The organism is Isoptericola sp. NPDC019693, from assembly GCF_044389085.1.
Lineage (GTDB): Bacteria > Actinomycetota > Actinomycetes > Actinomycetales > Cellulomonadaceae > Isoptericola.
The window spans coordinates 53,140-66,442 of the sequence record NZ_JBIRXP010000003.1; the positions used below are offsets into that span (position 1 = coordinate 53,140).

A 13,303-nucleotide genomic window follows, 5' to 3' on the forward strand; every position below is an offset into this window, starting at 1 on the left:
GCGGGCGCGCCGCCCCGCCCCCGGGTACGTTGCGGACGTGCAGGACCGCGCGCCCCGGCCGGCCGCCGGCGTCGCGCTCGACGCGACGGTCGCCGTCGTCGTGCTCACCCTCCCGGTCACGCTGTGGGCCACGGGGGCGATGCCGTTCGTGCCGTGGGGCGCCGCTGCCACCGTGACCTCCTGCGCGGTGCTGTTCTGGCGCCGCACCCACCCGACCGTCGTCCTCGCCGTCACCGCGGTGCTCGGAGCCGCGGAGACCGTGGCCGCGGCGCCCGGCGGGACGCTGCTGTTGCCGCTGGCGATCGCCGTCTACACCGTCGTCTCCCTCGGCGAGCGCCGGCTCGGGCTCCTGGCCGCGGCGGGTTCCGCCGTCGTGCTCGACGGCGTGCTCCTGCTGCGAGGTGCGAGCGCCGGCTCGGGCGTGGTCGCGGCTGTGCCGCTCCTGCTGGCGCTCGCGGCGGTGGTCGGGCTCGTCGTCGCGGCCCGGCGGGCGGAGCTGACGACGGCGCGGGACCGGGCCGCGCGCGCGGAGGCGGCGCGCGAGGCCGAGGCGAGCCGCGCCGTCGCGGAGGAGCGGCTGCGGATCGCGCGCGAGCTGCACGACGTGCTGGCACACCAGGTCGCCGTCGTGGGCGTGCAGTCCGGGGTCGCCGAGACCCTGCTGGTCGACGACCCCGACGCCGCGCGGGAGGCGCTCGTGCACGTGCGCACGGCCTCCGCCGACGCGCTGCGGGAGCTCGCGACCCTGCTCGACCTGCTGCGTCGCGGCGACGAGGACGCCCCCGAGCGCGCCGCGCCGGCGCCGTCGCTCACCCGTCTGGACGAGCTGCTCGACGCCGTGCGCGCCACCGGGCTGCGGGTGGAGGTGCGGGTCGACGGCGACGCCCGGTCGCTCGTCCCCGTCGTCGACCTCGCTGCCTACCGAGTCGTGCAGGAGGCGCTCACCAACGCGCACAAGCATGGGGCCGGCACGGCACGGCTGGTCCTCGCCTGGACGCCGGCCGGACTCGGCCTCGAGGTGGTCAACCCGGTGTCCCGCGAGGCGGGCGACGTCACGCCGGCGCCGTCCACGGGCCACGGCCTGCTCGGCATGCGCGAGCGCGTCGCGGCGGTGGGCGGAGTGCTCGACGCCGGCCCCCGCCGCGGCGAGTTCGTCGTGCGCGCGGAGCTGCCGGCCCCCGTCCCGGCCTCCCCCACGACCCCCGCCCCGACCCCTGAGGAGGGACCGGCATGACCGTCCGCGTGCTCGTCGTCGACGACCAGGAGCTCATCCGCGGTGGCTTCGTCGCCCTCCTGCGGCACGCCGACGGCGTCGAGGTGGTGGGCGAGGCGGGCGACGGCGACGAGGGGGTGCGCCTGGCGCGCGAGCTGCGCCCCGACGTCGTCCTCATGGACCTGCGCATGCCGGGCACCGACGGCCTCACGGCCACAGCGCGCATCGCGGACGACCCGGACCTCGCGGCCGTGCGCGTCGTGGTCCTCACGACGTTCGAGGGTGACGCCGAGGTGCTCGGGGCGCTGCGCGCCGGCGCCAGCGGCTTCCTCGGCAAGGGCGTGGCGCCCGCCGACCTGGTCGCCGCCGTGCGGACGGTCGCGGCCGGCGAGGCGCTGCTGTCGCCCGCCGCGACGCGGGCCGTCGTCGCGCACCTGGGCGGCGGCCCGCACGCCGCGCGCGGCATCGACCCGGGGCTCGTCGCGCACCTCACCGACCGGGAGCGCGAGGTCGTGGCCCTCGTGGGCCAGGGGCTGTCGAACGACGAGATCGCCGCGGAGCTCGTGGTGTCGCCGTTCACGGCGAAGACGCACGTCAGCCGGGCGCTGGCGAAGACCGGTGCCCGGGACCGCGCCCAGCTCGTCGTCATCGCCTACCGGTCGGGGCTGGTCGAGCCGCGCTGAGCCGCGTCGTCGTCGGGCGTACTCCCTGCGGAGTACGCGCAGGTCCACCCTCCGGCACGACGACCGCGGGGGTGCACGGCGCGCACCCTGGGGTCATCGATGCAGCAGGCATCGATCGAGGAGCGGGACCTCACCGAGCAACCCGCACGCCAGGAGCGCACGATGACCACCATGACCAGCAGGAGCGCCACCACCCACGAGGTGCCCACGAGGGGCCCGGCCCCGGACTTCCCCCTCTACGCCGGGGACCCCGTGCGGCTGTCCGGCCGCCGGTGGGCGGTGCTGATGGCGTCCGTCGTCGTGGCCGCCGCGTGCGACCTGCTCGTCGCCGTCCCCGGGCCCGCCTGGCTGGCGCTCGCGCTGCGCGGCACCCTGTTCGCCGGCATCCCGCTGCTGACGCTGCACCTGGTCGCGCCGGGCACGGTCGGCCGGCTCTTCCAGCGGCTGCGGCCGCGGGCCGGGCTGCTCGCCGTCGGGATCGCCGTCGCGAACGTCCTGGCGTCGGTCCTCGTGGGGGCGCTCGTCTCGGTCCTGGTCGGGACCCGGCCCAACCCCCTGGGCGGCACGATCGCCGCCCAGGGCGGCCTCGACAAGGTGCTCACGTTCCTCGCGATGATCCCGCAGCTCGTCGGCGAGGAGGTCTTCACGGTCCTGCCGCTGCTCGCGGTCCTCACGCTCGGCATGTCGGTGCTGCGCCTGTCGCGCCGCTCGAGCCTGGTGCTCGCCGTGGTCGTCTCGGCACTCCTGTTCGCGGCGCTGCACCTGCCCACCTACGGCTGGAACGTGCTGCAGTGCGTGCTGGTCATCGGCACCGCGCGGGTGATCCTCCTGATCCCCTACCTGGTCACCAAGAACCTCACCGCCTCCGCCACCGCGCACGTGCTCAACGACTGGGCGCTGTTCGGCTCGGCCGCGATCCTCGGCTGAGCCGCGGGGGCCGGCCCGGCGGGGTCAGCCCACCAGGAGGACGTGCAGGGTCCGCGGGCCGTGCACACCCTCCACGCGGTCGAGCTCGATGTCCGACGTCGCGGAGGGGCCCGAGATCCACGTCTGGGGACGGTCCGGGTGCTCGCCGAGCAGGCGCACCGCCTCCGGCACGGTCTGCACGGCCTGGTCGGCCCGCACCACGCACAGGTGCACGTCGGGCACCAGCGAGATCGCGCGCCGGCCCTGGTCGGGCTCGCCGTCGAGCACGATCGTGCCCGTCTCGGAGATCGCGACCCGCGCCGCGGTGACGACCGCGGCCACGGAGTCGAGGTCCGTCGCGGCCAGCGGCCGCTCGCGCGAGTCGCGCACGACCTCGACGTCGTCGGGCAGCGCCGCCAGCCACGCGTCGTCCAGCCCGTCGGGCACCACCACCCGCAGCGACCTGTCAGGGTGAGCGCCCTGCATACCGTGCGCTGGTCCTGACAGGTCGGCGACGAGGGCGGCGACGGTGGCGGGGAGATCGGCGGCGGAGACCTGGTGCACGTGCGCCTTGTAGTCCACCAGCCGGTCGACGAGCTGCTCCAGGACCTCGGGGGACCCGGCGGCGTGCTCGCCGGCGGCGCGGTACGCGCGCGGCACCGGCTCGGGGTGCGGCGCGGTGCCGACCTTGCCCGACGGCGTCGTGCCGGAGCCGGTCTGCCCCAGCGCCGCACGGACGCGCGCCAGGACCTCGGTGCGGGCCTCGCTCATCGGGCGTCCTCCTCGTGCTGCTGGGTGGTCTCGTGCTCGGCCTGCCACCACTGCCGGAACGTCTGGCGGGGCGGCGCGGGCAGGTCGCGCGCCCTCGTCCACGCCGACGCGGGCGGCGGCGCCACCGAGACGGCGTGGTCCCGCCCGCCGAGCCCGCTGCCCAGCGTGGCGGCGCGGCCGGCGAGGGCGAACCGGTCGCCGTCGGCCATGACCCAGGACGCGGCCTTCATGGCCGTCTTCCACGGGTCGACGCCGCGCGACGAGCGGTCGGCGTCGACCTCGCGGGCGCGCAGGTCGACGAGGATCGACGGGATGTCGATCTTCACGGGGCACACCTCGTAGCAGGCGCCGCACAGCGTCGACGCGTAGGGCAGCGAGGCGTTCGGGTCGTGGTGCCCGGAGACGCCGCCCGTCGACGCGGTGAGCTGGGGCGTGAGGATGGCGCCGATCGGGCCGGGGTACACCGAGCCGTAGGCGTGGCCGCCGACCCGCTCGTAGACGGGGCAGACGTTGAGGCACGCGGAGCAGCGGATGCAGTGCAGGGCGGAGCGACCGACCTCGTCGGCGAGCACGTCGGTGCGGCCGTTGTCCAGCAGCACCAGGTGGAACTCCTGCGGCCCGTCGCCCGGCGTCACGCCGGTCCACAGGGAGGTGTAGGGATTCATCCGCTCGCCGGTGGAGGAGCGGGGGAGCAGCTGCAGGAACACCTCGAGGTCGTCGAAGGTGGGCACGAGCTTCTCGATGCCCATCACGGTCACGAGCGTCTCGGGCAGCGTGAGGCACATGCGGCCGTTGCCCTCGGACTCGACGACGGCGAGGGTGCCCGTGTCCGCGACGGCGAAGTTCGCGCCGCTCACCGCCACCTTGGCCGACAGGAACTTGCGGCGCAGGTGCGCGCGGGCCGCCATCGCGAGCTCCCGCGGCACGTCGGAGAGGTCCGGCGGGGCGTCGCCCATGCGGGCGAGGAAGATGTCGCGGATCTCCGACCGGTTGCGGTGGATCGCCGGGACCAGGATGTGCGACGGCATGTCGTCGGCGAGCTGCACGATGAGCTCGGCCAGGTCGGTCTCGATCGCGGCGATGCCCTCGTCGGCCAGCGCCTCGTTGAGCCCGATCTCCTGCGTGGCCATCGACTTGACCTTGACCACCTCGTCGGCGCCCTTGGCCTTCGCGATGTCGGCGACGATCCGGTTCGCCTCCGCCGCGTCGCGCGCCCAGTGCACGACGCCGCCGCGCGCGACGACGTTCTCCTCCAGACGCTGGAGCAGGTCGGGCAGCTGCGCCATGACCTGCTGCTTGACGGCGGACCCGGCGTCGCGCAGCGCCTCCCAGTCGGGCACCTCGCCGACGACGGCGGCCCGCTTGGTGCGGATCACCTGCGTCGCGTGGCCGAGGTTGCGGCGCAGCTGGTCGTTCTTCAGGGTCTGCTTCGCGGCCGCGGGGAAGTCGTCGCCCCAGCGCAGCGGCTCCTGCGGGTGGGGGACCGGGCCGAACGGTTCGTCGGCACCGGCGTCGTCGGGGCGGCGCAGCGTGCGCGGCAGGCCGAGGAAGGTGCGGCTCATCGGGCGGCCTCCGTCCGTGCCGGGCGCTCGCGTTCCGGGCGGGTGAACGTCGTCTCGGGCAGGGGAGTGGGTTCCTCCCGCGTCGAGGCGAGCACCTCCGCCAGGTGCAGGGCGCGGGTCCCGGCCCCCTGCCGGGAGAGCCCGCCGCCGATGTGCATGAGGCACGACATGTCACCCGCGGTGAGCACCTCGGCCCCGGTGCCGCGCACGTTGGCCGTCTTGTCCTCCAGCATCGCGGCGGACGTGTCCGCGTTCTTCAGCGCGAACGTCCCGCCGAAGCCGCAGCAGGAGTCCGCCGCCGGCAGCTCGACGAGGTCGATCCCCTCGACGGCCCGCAGCAGGCGGAGCGGCTTGTCGCCCACGTGCAGCATCCGCAGCGAGTGGCAGGTGGGGTGGTAGGTGACCCGGTGCGGGAACCAGGCGCCGACGTCGTCGAGGCCGAGCACGTCGACCAGCAGCTCGGACAGCTCGTACGTCTTGGCGGACACCGCCTCGGCGGTCGCGGCCAGGTCGTCCAGGCCGGCGCGGCGGCAGACCATCGCCTGCTGGTGGCGCACCGACCCGGTGCACGACCCGGACGGCATGACGACGGCGTCCCACTCGCCGTCCGCCACGGGCGCGAACGTCTCCACGTGGTTGCGGATCACGGGGACCGCCTCGCGGAGGTACCCGGTGTTGACGTGCATCTGCCCGCAGCACGCCTGGTCGGCGGGGAAGACGACCTCGTGGCCGAGACGTTCCAGCAGCCGTACCGTCGCGCGCGGCGCCCCCGGGAACAGGGTGTCGGCGAGACAGGTGGCGGCGAGGGCGATGCGCATACGACTCCTCGGTACTTCTTCGATGCCGCTGCGGCGCGGCGTCGGTCGGTCGGTCCAGCATGACCCGGGCGGGTCGGGGTCGCCACGGAGGCGGCGGCCGAGCGGCCACTGTAGCGGATGTGGTCAGACCACTGTGCGTCCGGATGGTTACGCTGAGCCCGTGCGCACCCACGAACGAGTCCTCGCCCACCTCGAGGAGGGCATCGCCGCCGGCCGCTGGGGCCTCGGCGAACGGCTGCCCGGCGAGCGGGCGCTCGCGGAGGACCTCGGCGTCTCCCGACCCTCCGTCCGCGAGGCGATCCGCGTGCTCGACGCGCTCGGCATCGTGCGGCCGGGCGTCGGGTCGGGGCCGAACGCGGGCGCCGTCGTCATCGACCGCCCCGCCGCCGGGCTGGGCGCCGCGGTGCGCCTGCACGTCGCCACCGGCACGCTGCCGGTGCGGGACGTCGTCGCCACGCGCGTGCTGCTCGAGTCGTGGGCCGTCGCGCAGGCCGCCGAGCGGGTGGTGGACCACGCGCCCGGCACGGCCGCGCACCTCGAGGAGGCGCGCCGGCTCCTGGCGCGGATGGAGGACGACGACGTCCCGGCTGCCGAGTTCCTCGAGCTCGACCAGGCCTTCCACCTGGAGTTCGTGCGGATGGCGGGCAACGTCCTCGTCGAGGCCGTGATGACCGGCCTGCGCGGCGCCATCGGCGGGTACGTCGCCGGCGGGATCGAGCGGCTGCCGTCGTGGCCGCGCACGGCCGCCCGGCTGAGGGCCGAGCACCGCGCCGTGCTCGACGCCGTCGCCGCCGGGGACGGCGCCGCCGCCTCCGCCGCGGTGCGGGCGCACATCGAGGGGTTCTCGCGGGAGGCGGGCGTCTGACGTCCCGGCCGGCGACGGACCGGGCCGCAGGTCCGTCCCGCTCACGCCACGCGCCTGTGGACGGGCGGGGCCCGGGTGTCCGCGGGGCCCGCTAGCGTCCTGCCGGTGGCCGCGCACGGCGGCCGGAACCGAGGGGCCCGGGCAGGGCGGGGGTGAGGCATGGAACGGGAGGACGTCGCACGGCTCGCGCGCGGGCTGATGGCCGAGCACGGGCTGTCCGGCTGGACGTTCCGGTTCGACCAGGCCCGCCGGCGCGCGGGCCTGTGCCGGTACGACCGGCGCGAGATCAGCCTGTCCGGGCCGCTCACCGCCCTGTACGAGGAGGCCGACGTGCGGGAGGTCGTGCTGCACGAGATCGCGCACGCGCTGGCGGGCGCCCGGCACGGGCACGACGCCGTCTGGCGCGCGACGGCGCGCTCGATCGGCTCCACGGGCCGCCGCGTGGTGCGCGACGGGAGCCCGCAGGTGGACGGCGACTGGGTGGGGGTCTGCCCGGCCGGGCACCGGGTCACGCGCTTCCGCCGCCCGCAGCGTCCGCAGGCGTGCGCCCGCTGCTCGCCCGTCTTCGACCGGCGCCACCTCCTGTCGTGGACCTACCGCGGGAGCCCGGTGCCGGAGCTCGGGCCGTCCTCGACTGCGGACGCGGGCCTCGTCCCGGACGCGGCCGAGCCACCTGTCGACCCCGCGGGCATCCGCCCGGGGGAGCGGCTGCGCGTGGTCGCGCCGGGCCGGTACGACGGCGTCGTCGGAACGCTCGTGAAGCGGGGGAGGACGCGGTTCCACCTGCGGGTCGGCAGGTCGGTGCTCACGGTGCCGTTCGGCCTCGTCGAGCGGGCCTGACCGCCCACGGCCGCGGGCCGTGCCACGGGTTGTGCTTGCCTGGGTCGACGGGCATCATGGTCGCGCACCACCTGCTTGAATCCATTCAACCTCGGCGGCCGACGGCGGCCGCCGGGGGAGGCTCGACGACGAGACCCCGAGGTGAGCACCAGTGCCAGCACCGAACCGCCCAGCGCGCCCATCGTTGGAAAGCGCTACCCCATCTCCCGACCGCCGCGCCGCCGGACCCGCCTGCCGCGCCCTCGCCGCGGGGGCGACGACCGTCGGCCTGGTCCTCGCGGGCCTGTCCGCGACCGTCGGCGCCGCATCGAGCGCGGCGGCCGCCGACGTGCCCGCCCCCGCCGCCGTCCGCGTCGCCCACGCCGTCGACGGCGCGCTGACCATGCGGTGGAACGAGGTGCAGGGCGCCGTCGGCTACGTGCTCTCGCGCAGCGACGCCGTCGACGGCGAGTACACCGAGGTGGCGCGCACCGACGAGCGCACGGTCCACGCGACCGACGCCGTCGACACCACCGCCGTGCACTACTACCGCGCCCAGGCGATCGGCGCCGACGGGACGCTCTCCCCGTCGTCCACGGCCGCCGTCGGCACGCTGGTGGGCGGGGGTGTCGCGGACCCGCAGATCCCCTCCGGCGGCCTCACGCTCGACTTCGGCAACGGAGCGACCGCTCCCGGCGCGACGCGGGTCGTCGCCGGCCCGGCCTACTCGAAGGCGAGCCGCGTCGGTTTCGTCGACCCGGGCCAGGTGACCCCGGTCCGGCGCGACGGCGACGACCCCCTGCGCTCCGACCTCGTCCGGGTCGGCGACACGGAGCTGGTGATCGACCTGCCGGACGGCGACTACACCGTCGGCGTCGTCGCGGGCGATCCGGGGGCCGCGACCGACATCGCGATCACCGCCGAGCAGATGGCCAAGGTGCCCGCCACGCAGAGGCCGGCGGGGGAGTTCCTCGAGACGGAGTTCGACATCGCGCTGGTGGACGGCCAGCTCAACCTCGACTTCGCGGGGTCGGCGGCGAACCTCGCCGCGCTCACGATCACCCCGCAGGCACCGCGCGAGGCGGGCGCCGAGCCCACCGTCTTCGTCACCGGCGACTCCACCGTGCAGACCTACACCGACTACTGGGCGCCGCAGGCCGGCTGGGGGCAGATGCTCGACCGGTTCCTCGCGGACGGCGTCACGGTCGACAACCACGCGATCGGCGGGCGCTCGTCGAAGAACTTCATCAGTCAGGGCCGCCTCGACGAGGTGCTGCGCCAGATCCGCCCGGGCGACTACCTCTACGTGCAGTTCGGGCACAACGACAACAGCTACGGCGTCGACGACCGTTACGCCGCACCCGCCGACTACCGCAACTACCTGCGCACCTTCGTCGACGGCGCGCGGCAGCGCGGTGCGACGCCGATCCTCGTCACCCCGGTGTCGCGGCGCAGCTTCGACGCGGCCGGGCACGCGAACGTCTCGTTCCCGCAGTACGTCGAGCAGGCGCGCGCCCTTGCGGAGGAGACCGGCGCCCCGCTGGTCGACCTGTCCGCCTCCAGCCGCGCCTACCTGGACGAGATCGGCCCCGAGGCCGCGAAGTCGGTGTTCCTGTGGGCGCCCGCCGGCGTGTACCCGGCGCGCCCGAACGGCACGCAGGACGACACGCACTTCCAGGCCTACGGCGCCATCCAGATGGCGCGCCTGGTCGCGCAGGACACCGCCCGTCTCGACGTCCCGCTCGCCGACGAGGTCGTCGAGGCCGCGCCGCCCGCCGACGTGCCGGCCGCGCCCACCGGGCTCGCCGCCTCGGCGGTGTCCGGCACGGGCGCGACCCTCACCTGGGACGCCGTGGACGGCGCCGACGTCTACCGCGTGCTGCTCAAGGACGCAGGCGCCGGCGACGACGCGTACGCCCTGCGGACCACGTCCACCCTCGGGCGGGTCGACCTCACGGGCCTCGAGGCGGGGGCGTCCTACGACGTGCGGGTCGTGGCCGTGAACGGCCGCGGCGACTCCGCGCCGTCCGAGGCGCTGCGGCTGACCACGAAGGAGCCGCTCTACCGCTTCGACGTGCAGCCCGCGGCCGCCGTGACGATGGACGGCTACCTGCCGCTCGACGACACGACCCTCTACTCCCAGGGGAAGGGCTACGGCTTCACCTCGACGGCCGGCCCGGGCGGGCGCGACCGCGGCACGGGCTTCGACCCCGTGCCGACGGCGCTGCAGCGCGACTTCCTGCTGCCGTCGGCGAGCACGCCGATCGCCGTCGACGTCGCGGACGGCACCTACGTCGTCGCCGTCGAGTGGGGCGACATGCTCGGCACCGCCAGCCTCGGCGTGACCCTCGAGGGCGAGGACCGCGGCTCGGCCAACGCCGGCCGCGGCGGCACCTCGACGCGCGTGCTGGCGCCGGTCGAGGTGACCGACGGCCGGCTCGACGTCGTCGCGTCGGGCTGGCTCAACGGACTGACCATCACGCGCCTCGACGACGAGGCCACGACCACCACCGGAGGGAACCGATGACCACCTCACCCGACCGCGGCCGCGCGGCGCGCCCGCTGGCCGCCGGAGCACTCGCCCTGGGGCTCCTGCTGCCGGTGGCCGCGGCGGCCACCCCCGCCTCCGCCGCGGACGACGCGACGTCCGCGAGCAGCACCACCACGCCCCCGAAGCGCCAGGCCGAGCGACTCGACCGCTCGCCGGTCGCGGTCTCCACCGCGGACGGCGTCTACGTCGGCTGGCGCATGCTCGGCGACGACCCGGAGGCGATCGGCTTCCACGTGTACCGGGACGGCGAGCGGATCACCGACCGGCCGGTCAAGGGCTCGACCAACCTCGTCGACCCCGACGGGACGGCGGGCTCGACGTACCGGGTGAGCGCCGTCGCCGGCGGCAGCTCGGTCGAGCGGTGGGCCACCGACACGTTCGCCGTCTGGGACGACCAGACCCTCGACGTGCCGCTCGACAAGCCGGCCGACGGCACCACCCCGGACGGCAAGGCGTACTCCTACCGGGCGAACGACGCGTCCGTCGGCGACGTGGACGGCGACGGCGAGTACGAGCTCGTGCTCAAGTGGGACCCGACCAACTCGCAGGACAACTCCAAGGGCGGGTACACGGGCAACGTCTACCTGGACGCGTACGAGCTGGACGGCACGCGGCTGTGGCGGGTCGACCTGGGCCGCAACATCCGTGCGGGCGCGCACTACACCCAGTTCCAGGTGTTCGACTACGACGGCGACGGCCGCGCCGAGGTCATGGCCAAGACGGCGGACGCCACGGTCGACGGCGCGGGCACGGTGATCGGCGACGCGGACGCCGACCATCGCAACGCGTCCGGCTACGTCCTGTCCGGGCCGGAGTTCCTCACCCTCTTCGACGGCGAGACGGGTGCGGCCGTCGACACGGTCGACTACACGCCGCCCCGCGGCACGGTGACCGACTGGGGCGACGGGTACGGCAACCGGGTCGACCGGTTCCTCGCCGGCACCGCGTACCTCGACGGCGAGCACCCGAGCGCGATCTTCTCGCGCGGCTACTACACGCGGGCCGTCATCGCGGCCTACGACTTCGACGGCGAGCACCTCACGCAGCGCTGGGTGTTCGACTCGAACGACGCGGGCAAGGAGTACGAGGGGCAGGGCAACCACAACCTGGCCGTCGCGGACGTCGACGGCGACGCGAAGGACGAGATCGTCTTCGGCTCGATGACGATCGACGACGACGGCACCGCGCTGTACAACACGCGGCTCGGGCACGGGGACTCCCTGCACGTGGGCGACCTCGACCCGTCCCGCCCGGGCCTCGAGGTCTTCGCGGCCCAGGAGTCGATGAGCGCGTCGGGCAACCGGGGCGCCACGTTCCGCGACGCCGCGACCGGTGAGGTGCTGTGGTCGATCCCCGCCACGCGGGACACCGGGCGTGCCGCCGCGGGCGACATCGACCCGCGGTACGCGGGCGCCGAGGGCTGGGCCGTCGGCGGCGACGCCGCGTGGAACTCTCGCGTGGGCGAGCTGCACGCCGCGTCCGGGGAGCTGATCGGGAACACCATCCCGGCCGCCAACTTCCTCACGTACTGGGACGGCGACCTGCTCGCCGAGATCGGCGACCACGACTTCGACGAGGCCACCCGCACGGGCGTGCCGACGATCGCGAAGTGGGACTACGAGAACGGCGAGGAGGTCGAGATCTACCGCGCGACCGGCACGCTGTCGAACAACGACACCAAGGGCACCCCCGCCCTGCAGGCGGACCTGTTCGGCGACTGGCGCGAGGAGATCGTGACCCGCACCGAGGACTCCACGGCGCTGCGGATCGCCACCACGGTGATCCCGACCGAGCACCGGCTGCGCACCCTGATGTCCGACCCGGTCTACCGGCTCGGCGTCGCCTGGCAGAACACCGCCTACAACCAGCCGCCGCACACGTCGTACTTCCTCGGGGAGGGCATGGAGCGGCCCGCCGCCCCGGCCGTGACGTACACGACGCCGTCGCGACCGGGGGAGAAGGTCGGCCGCTGAGCCGCCCGCCCCGCGAGCGCGGGTGAGACCAGGGCGGGTGCGGTGGGATGATCGCTCCCATGAGTGAGTCCTCCGCACCCGCCCTGACGCTGCCGGCGGGCGCCGCCGGGTCCCGGATCGTCGGCCTCGGGCACCACCAGCCCGAGAAGGTCATGACCAACGACGACATCGCCCAGCTCGTCGAGACCAACGACGAGTGGATCCGCTCCCGGACCGGCATCGTCACGCGCCACGTCGCGGCCGACCACGTCACCGTCGCGGACATGGCCACGCACGCCGCCCGGCACGCGCTGGACGACGCCGCCGTCCCCGCCGCCGACGTCGACCTCGTGGTCGTCGCGACCACCACGGCGTTCGACCGGTCGCCGAACACGGCCGGCCGCGTCGCCTACGCGCTGCGGACGGGCGTCCAGCCCGGGGCGAGCACCCCCGAGGGCGAGGACGAGCCGGACCTGCGCGGCGTCGTCGGGCCCGCCGTCATCGACCTCAACACCGCCTGCTCCGGCTTCGCCTACGCCGTGGGCGTCGCCGACCAGGCGATCCGCGCCGGGTCCGCCCGCACCGCCGTCGTCGTCGGCTCGGAGAAGCTCACCGCCGTGACCGACTGGTCCGACCGCAGCAGCTGCATCCTCACCGCCGACGGCGCGGGCGCGGTCGTGCTGCAGGCCGCGGACACCCCCGCCGTCGGGCCCGTGGTCTGGGGCTCCGAGCCCGAGATCACGCCCGCCGTGCGGATCGAGGCGCCCGCCGACAAGTTCGTCCAGGACGGCCGCGCCGTCTTCAAGTGGGCCATCACCCGCGCCGCCGACCGCGCCCGGCGGATCGTCGAGGCCTCCGGGCTCACCCTCGACGACATCGGTGTCCTGGCCGCGCACCAGGCCAACCTGCGCATCATCGAGCCCCTCGCCAAGTCGCTGGGTCTCGAGGACCGCGTCGTGATCACCGACATCACCGAGTCGGGCAACACGTCGGCGGCCTCGATCCCCATGGGGCTGTCCAAGTGGTGGCACTCCGGCAAGGTCCCGGCGGACACCCCCGCGCTGCTCTTCGGCTTCGGCGGCGGCTTCACCTGGGCCGGCCAGGTCGTCATCACCCCGTCGAGGTAGTCCCCCTCTCGCCGAGGTAGTTCTCCCTCGCGCGGG

General features: G+C 75.1%; 11 protein-coding genes. 8 read left to right on the forward strand and 3 right to left on the reverse strand.

Going from position 1 to position 13,303, the window contains the following annotated elements; genetic code table 11:
- Positions 1-37: 37 nt before the first annotated feature.
- The 3 genes from ACH436_RS09340 (at position 38) to ACH436_RS09350 (ending at position 2,823) form a co-directional block, all read left to right on the forward strand.
- Positions 38-1,234: a sensor histidine kinase gene (locus ACH436_RS09340; RefSeq protein WP_430559926.1), complete on the forward strand. Its 1,197-nt coding sequence runs from the start codon at positions 38-40 to the stop codon at positions 1,232-1,234.
- The gene (locus ACH436_RS09345) at positions 1,231-1,896 is read left to right on the forward strand and encodes a response regulator (RefSeq protein WP_430559927.1); all 666 of its coding nucleotides are present in this window, start codon (positions 1,231-1,233) and stop codon (positions 1,894-1,896) included. The genes ACH436_RS09340 and ACH436_RS09345 overlap by 4 nt, the downstream gene beginning before the upstream one ends.
- A 162-nt stretch (positions 1,897-2,058) precedes the next feature.
- The gene (locus tag ACH436_RS09350) at positions 2,059-2,823 is read left to right on the forward strand and encodes a CPBP family intramembrane glutamic endopeptidase (RefSeq protein ID WP_430559928.1); all 765 of its coding nucleotides are present in this window, start codon (positions 2,059-2,061) and stop codon (positions 2,821-2,823) included.
- Between the two features lie 24 nt (positions 2,824-2,847).
- On the opposite strand, the gene ACH436_RS09355 is transcribed toward ACH436_RS09350, so the two are convergent.
- From ACH436_RS09355 to ACH436_RS09365, 3 genes are read right to left on the reverse strand one after another with little or no spacing between them, the layout of a single operon-like run.
- A complete protein-coding gene (locus ACH436_RS09355) occupies positions 2,848-3,573 on the reverse strand; it encodes a lactate utilization protein C (protein ID WP_430559929.1) in 726 nt (241 codons plus the stop codon).
- A complete protein-coding gene (locus tag ACH436_RS09360; protein ID WP_430559930.1) occupies positions 3,570-5,135 on the reverse strand; it encodes a LutB/LldF family L-lactate oxidation iron-sulfur protein in 1,566 nt (521 codons plus the stop codon). Before ACH436_RS09360 ends, ACH436_RS09355 begins: the two co-directional genes overlap by 4 nt.
- Positions 5,132-5,953: a (Fe-S)-binding protein gene (locus ACH436_RS09365; protein WP_430559931.1), complete on the reverse strand. Its 822-nt coding sequence runs from the start codon at positions 5,951-5,953 to the stop codon at positions 5,132-5,134. Before ACH436_RS09365 ends, ACH436_RS09360 begins: the two co-directional genes overlap by 4 nt.
- Before the next feature lie 160 nt (positions 5,954-6,113).
- Between ACH436_RS09365 and ACH436_RS09370 the strand changes: the two genes are divergently transcribed.
- The 5 genes from ACH436_RS09370 to ACH436_RS09390 all read left to right on the forward strand — a co-directional run bounded on the left by ACH436_RS09370 (position 6,114) and on the right by ACH436_RS09390 (position 13,267).
- Positions 6,114-6,818, forward strand: coding sequence for a FadR/GntR family transcriptional regulator (locus ACH436_RS09370; RefSeq protein WP_430559932.1), 705 nt, complete (start codon positions 6,114-6,116; stop codon positions 6,816-6,818).
- Between the two features lie 159 nt (positions 6,819-6,977).
- On the forward strand, positions 6,978-7,658 hold the full coding sequence (locus tag ACH436_RS09375; protein ID WP_430559933.1) for a SprT-like domain-containing protein: 681 nt from the start codon (positions 6,978-6,980) through the stop codon (positions 7,656-7,658).
- A 184-nt stretch (positions 7,659-7,842) separates the two neighbouring features.
- Positions 7,843-10,164: a GDSL-type esterase/lipase family protein gene (locus ACH436_RS09380; RefSeq protein WP_430559934.1), complete on the forward strand. Its 2,322-nt coding sequence runs from the start codon at positions 7,843-7,845 to the stop codon at positions 10,162-10,164.
- On the forward strand, positions 10,161-12,161 hold the full coding sequence (locus ACH436_RS09385; RefSeq protein WP_430559935.1) for a rhamnogalacturonan lyase: 2,001 nt from the start codon (positions 10,161-10,163) through the stop codon (positions 12,159-12,161). Before ACH436_RS09380 ends, ACH436_RS09385 begins: the two co-directional genes overlap by 4 nt.
- A gap of 59 nt (positions 12,162-12,220) precedes the next feature.
- Positions 12,221-13,267 (forward strand): beta-ketoacyl-ACP synthase III, encoded by a 1,047-nt coding sequence (locus ACH436_RS09390; RefSeq protein WP_430559936.1) that lies wholly within the window; start codon positions 12,221-12,223, stop codon positions 13,265-13,267.
- Positions 13,268-13,303 lie beyond the last annotated feature (36 nt).

Coding starts and splice junctions, on each gene's coding strand:
- ACH436_RS09390 (WP_430559936.1), top strand. CDS start 12,221: ATGAGTGAGTCCTCCGCACCCGCCCTGACGCTGCCGGCGGGCGCCGCC.
- ACH436_RS09365 (WP_430559931.1), bottom strand. CDS start 5,953: ATGCGCATCGCCCTCGCCGCCACCTGTCTCGCCGACACCCTGTTCCCG.
- ACH436_RS09360 (WP_430559930.1), bottom strand. CDS start 5,135: ATGAGCCGCACCTTCCTCGGCCTGCCGCGCACGCTGCGCCGCCCCGAC.
- ACH436_RS09355 (WP_430559929.1), bottom strand. CDS start 3,573: ATGAGCGAGGCCCGCACCGAGGTCCTGGCGCGCGTCCGTGCGGCGCTG.
- ACH436_RS09375 (WP_430559933.1), top strand. CDS start 6,978: ATGGAACGGGAGGACGTCGCACGGCTCGCGCGCGGGCTGATGGCCGAG.
- ACH436_RS09350 (WP_430559928.1), top strand. CDS start 2,059: ATGACCACCATGACCAGCAGGAGCGCCACCACCCACGAGGTGCCCACG.
- ACH436_RS09385 (WP_430559935.1), top strand. CDS start 10,161: ATGACCACCTCACCCGACCGCGGCCGCGCGGCGCGCCCGCTGGCCGCC.
- ACH436_RS09345 (WP_430559927.1), top strand. CDS start 1,231: ATGACCGTCCGCGTGCTCGTCGTCGACGACCAGGAGCTCATCCGCGGT.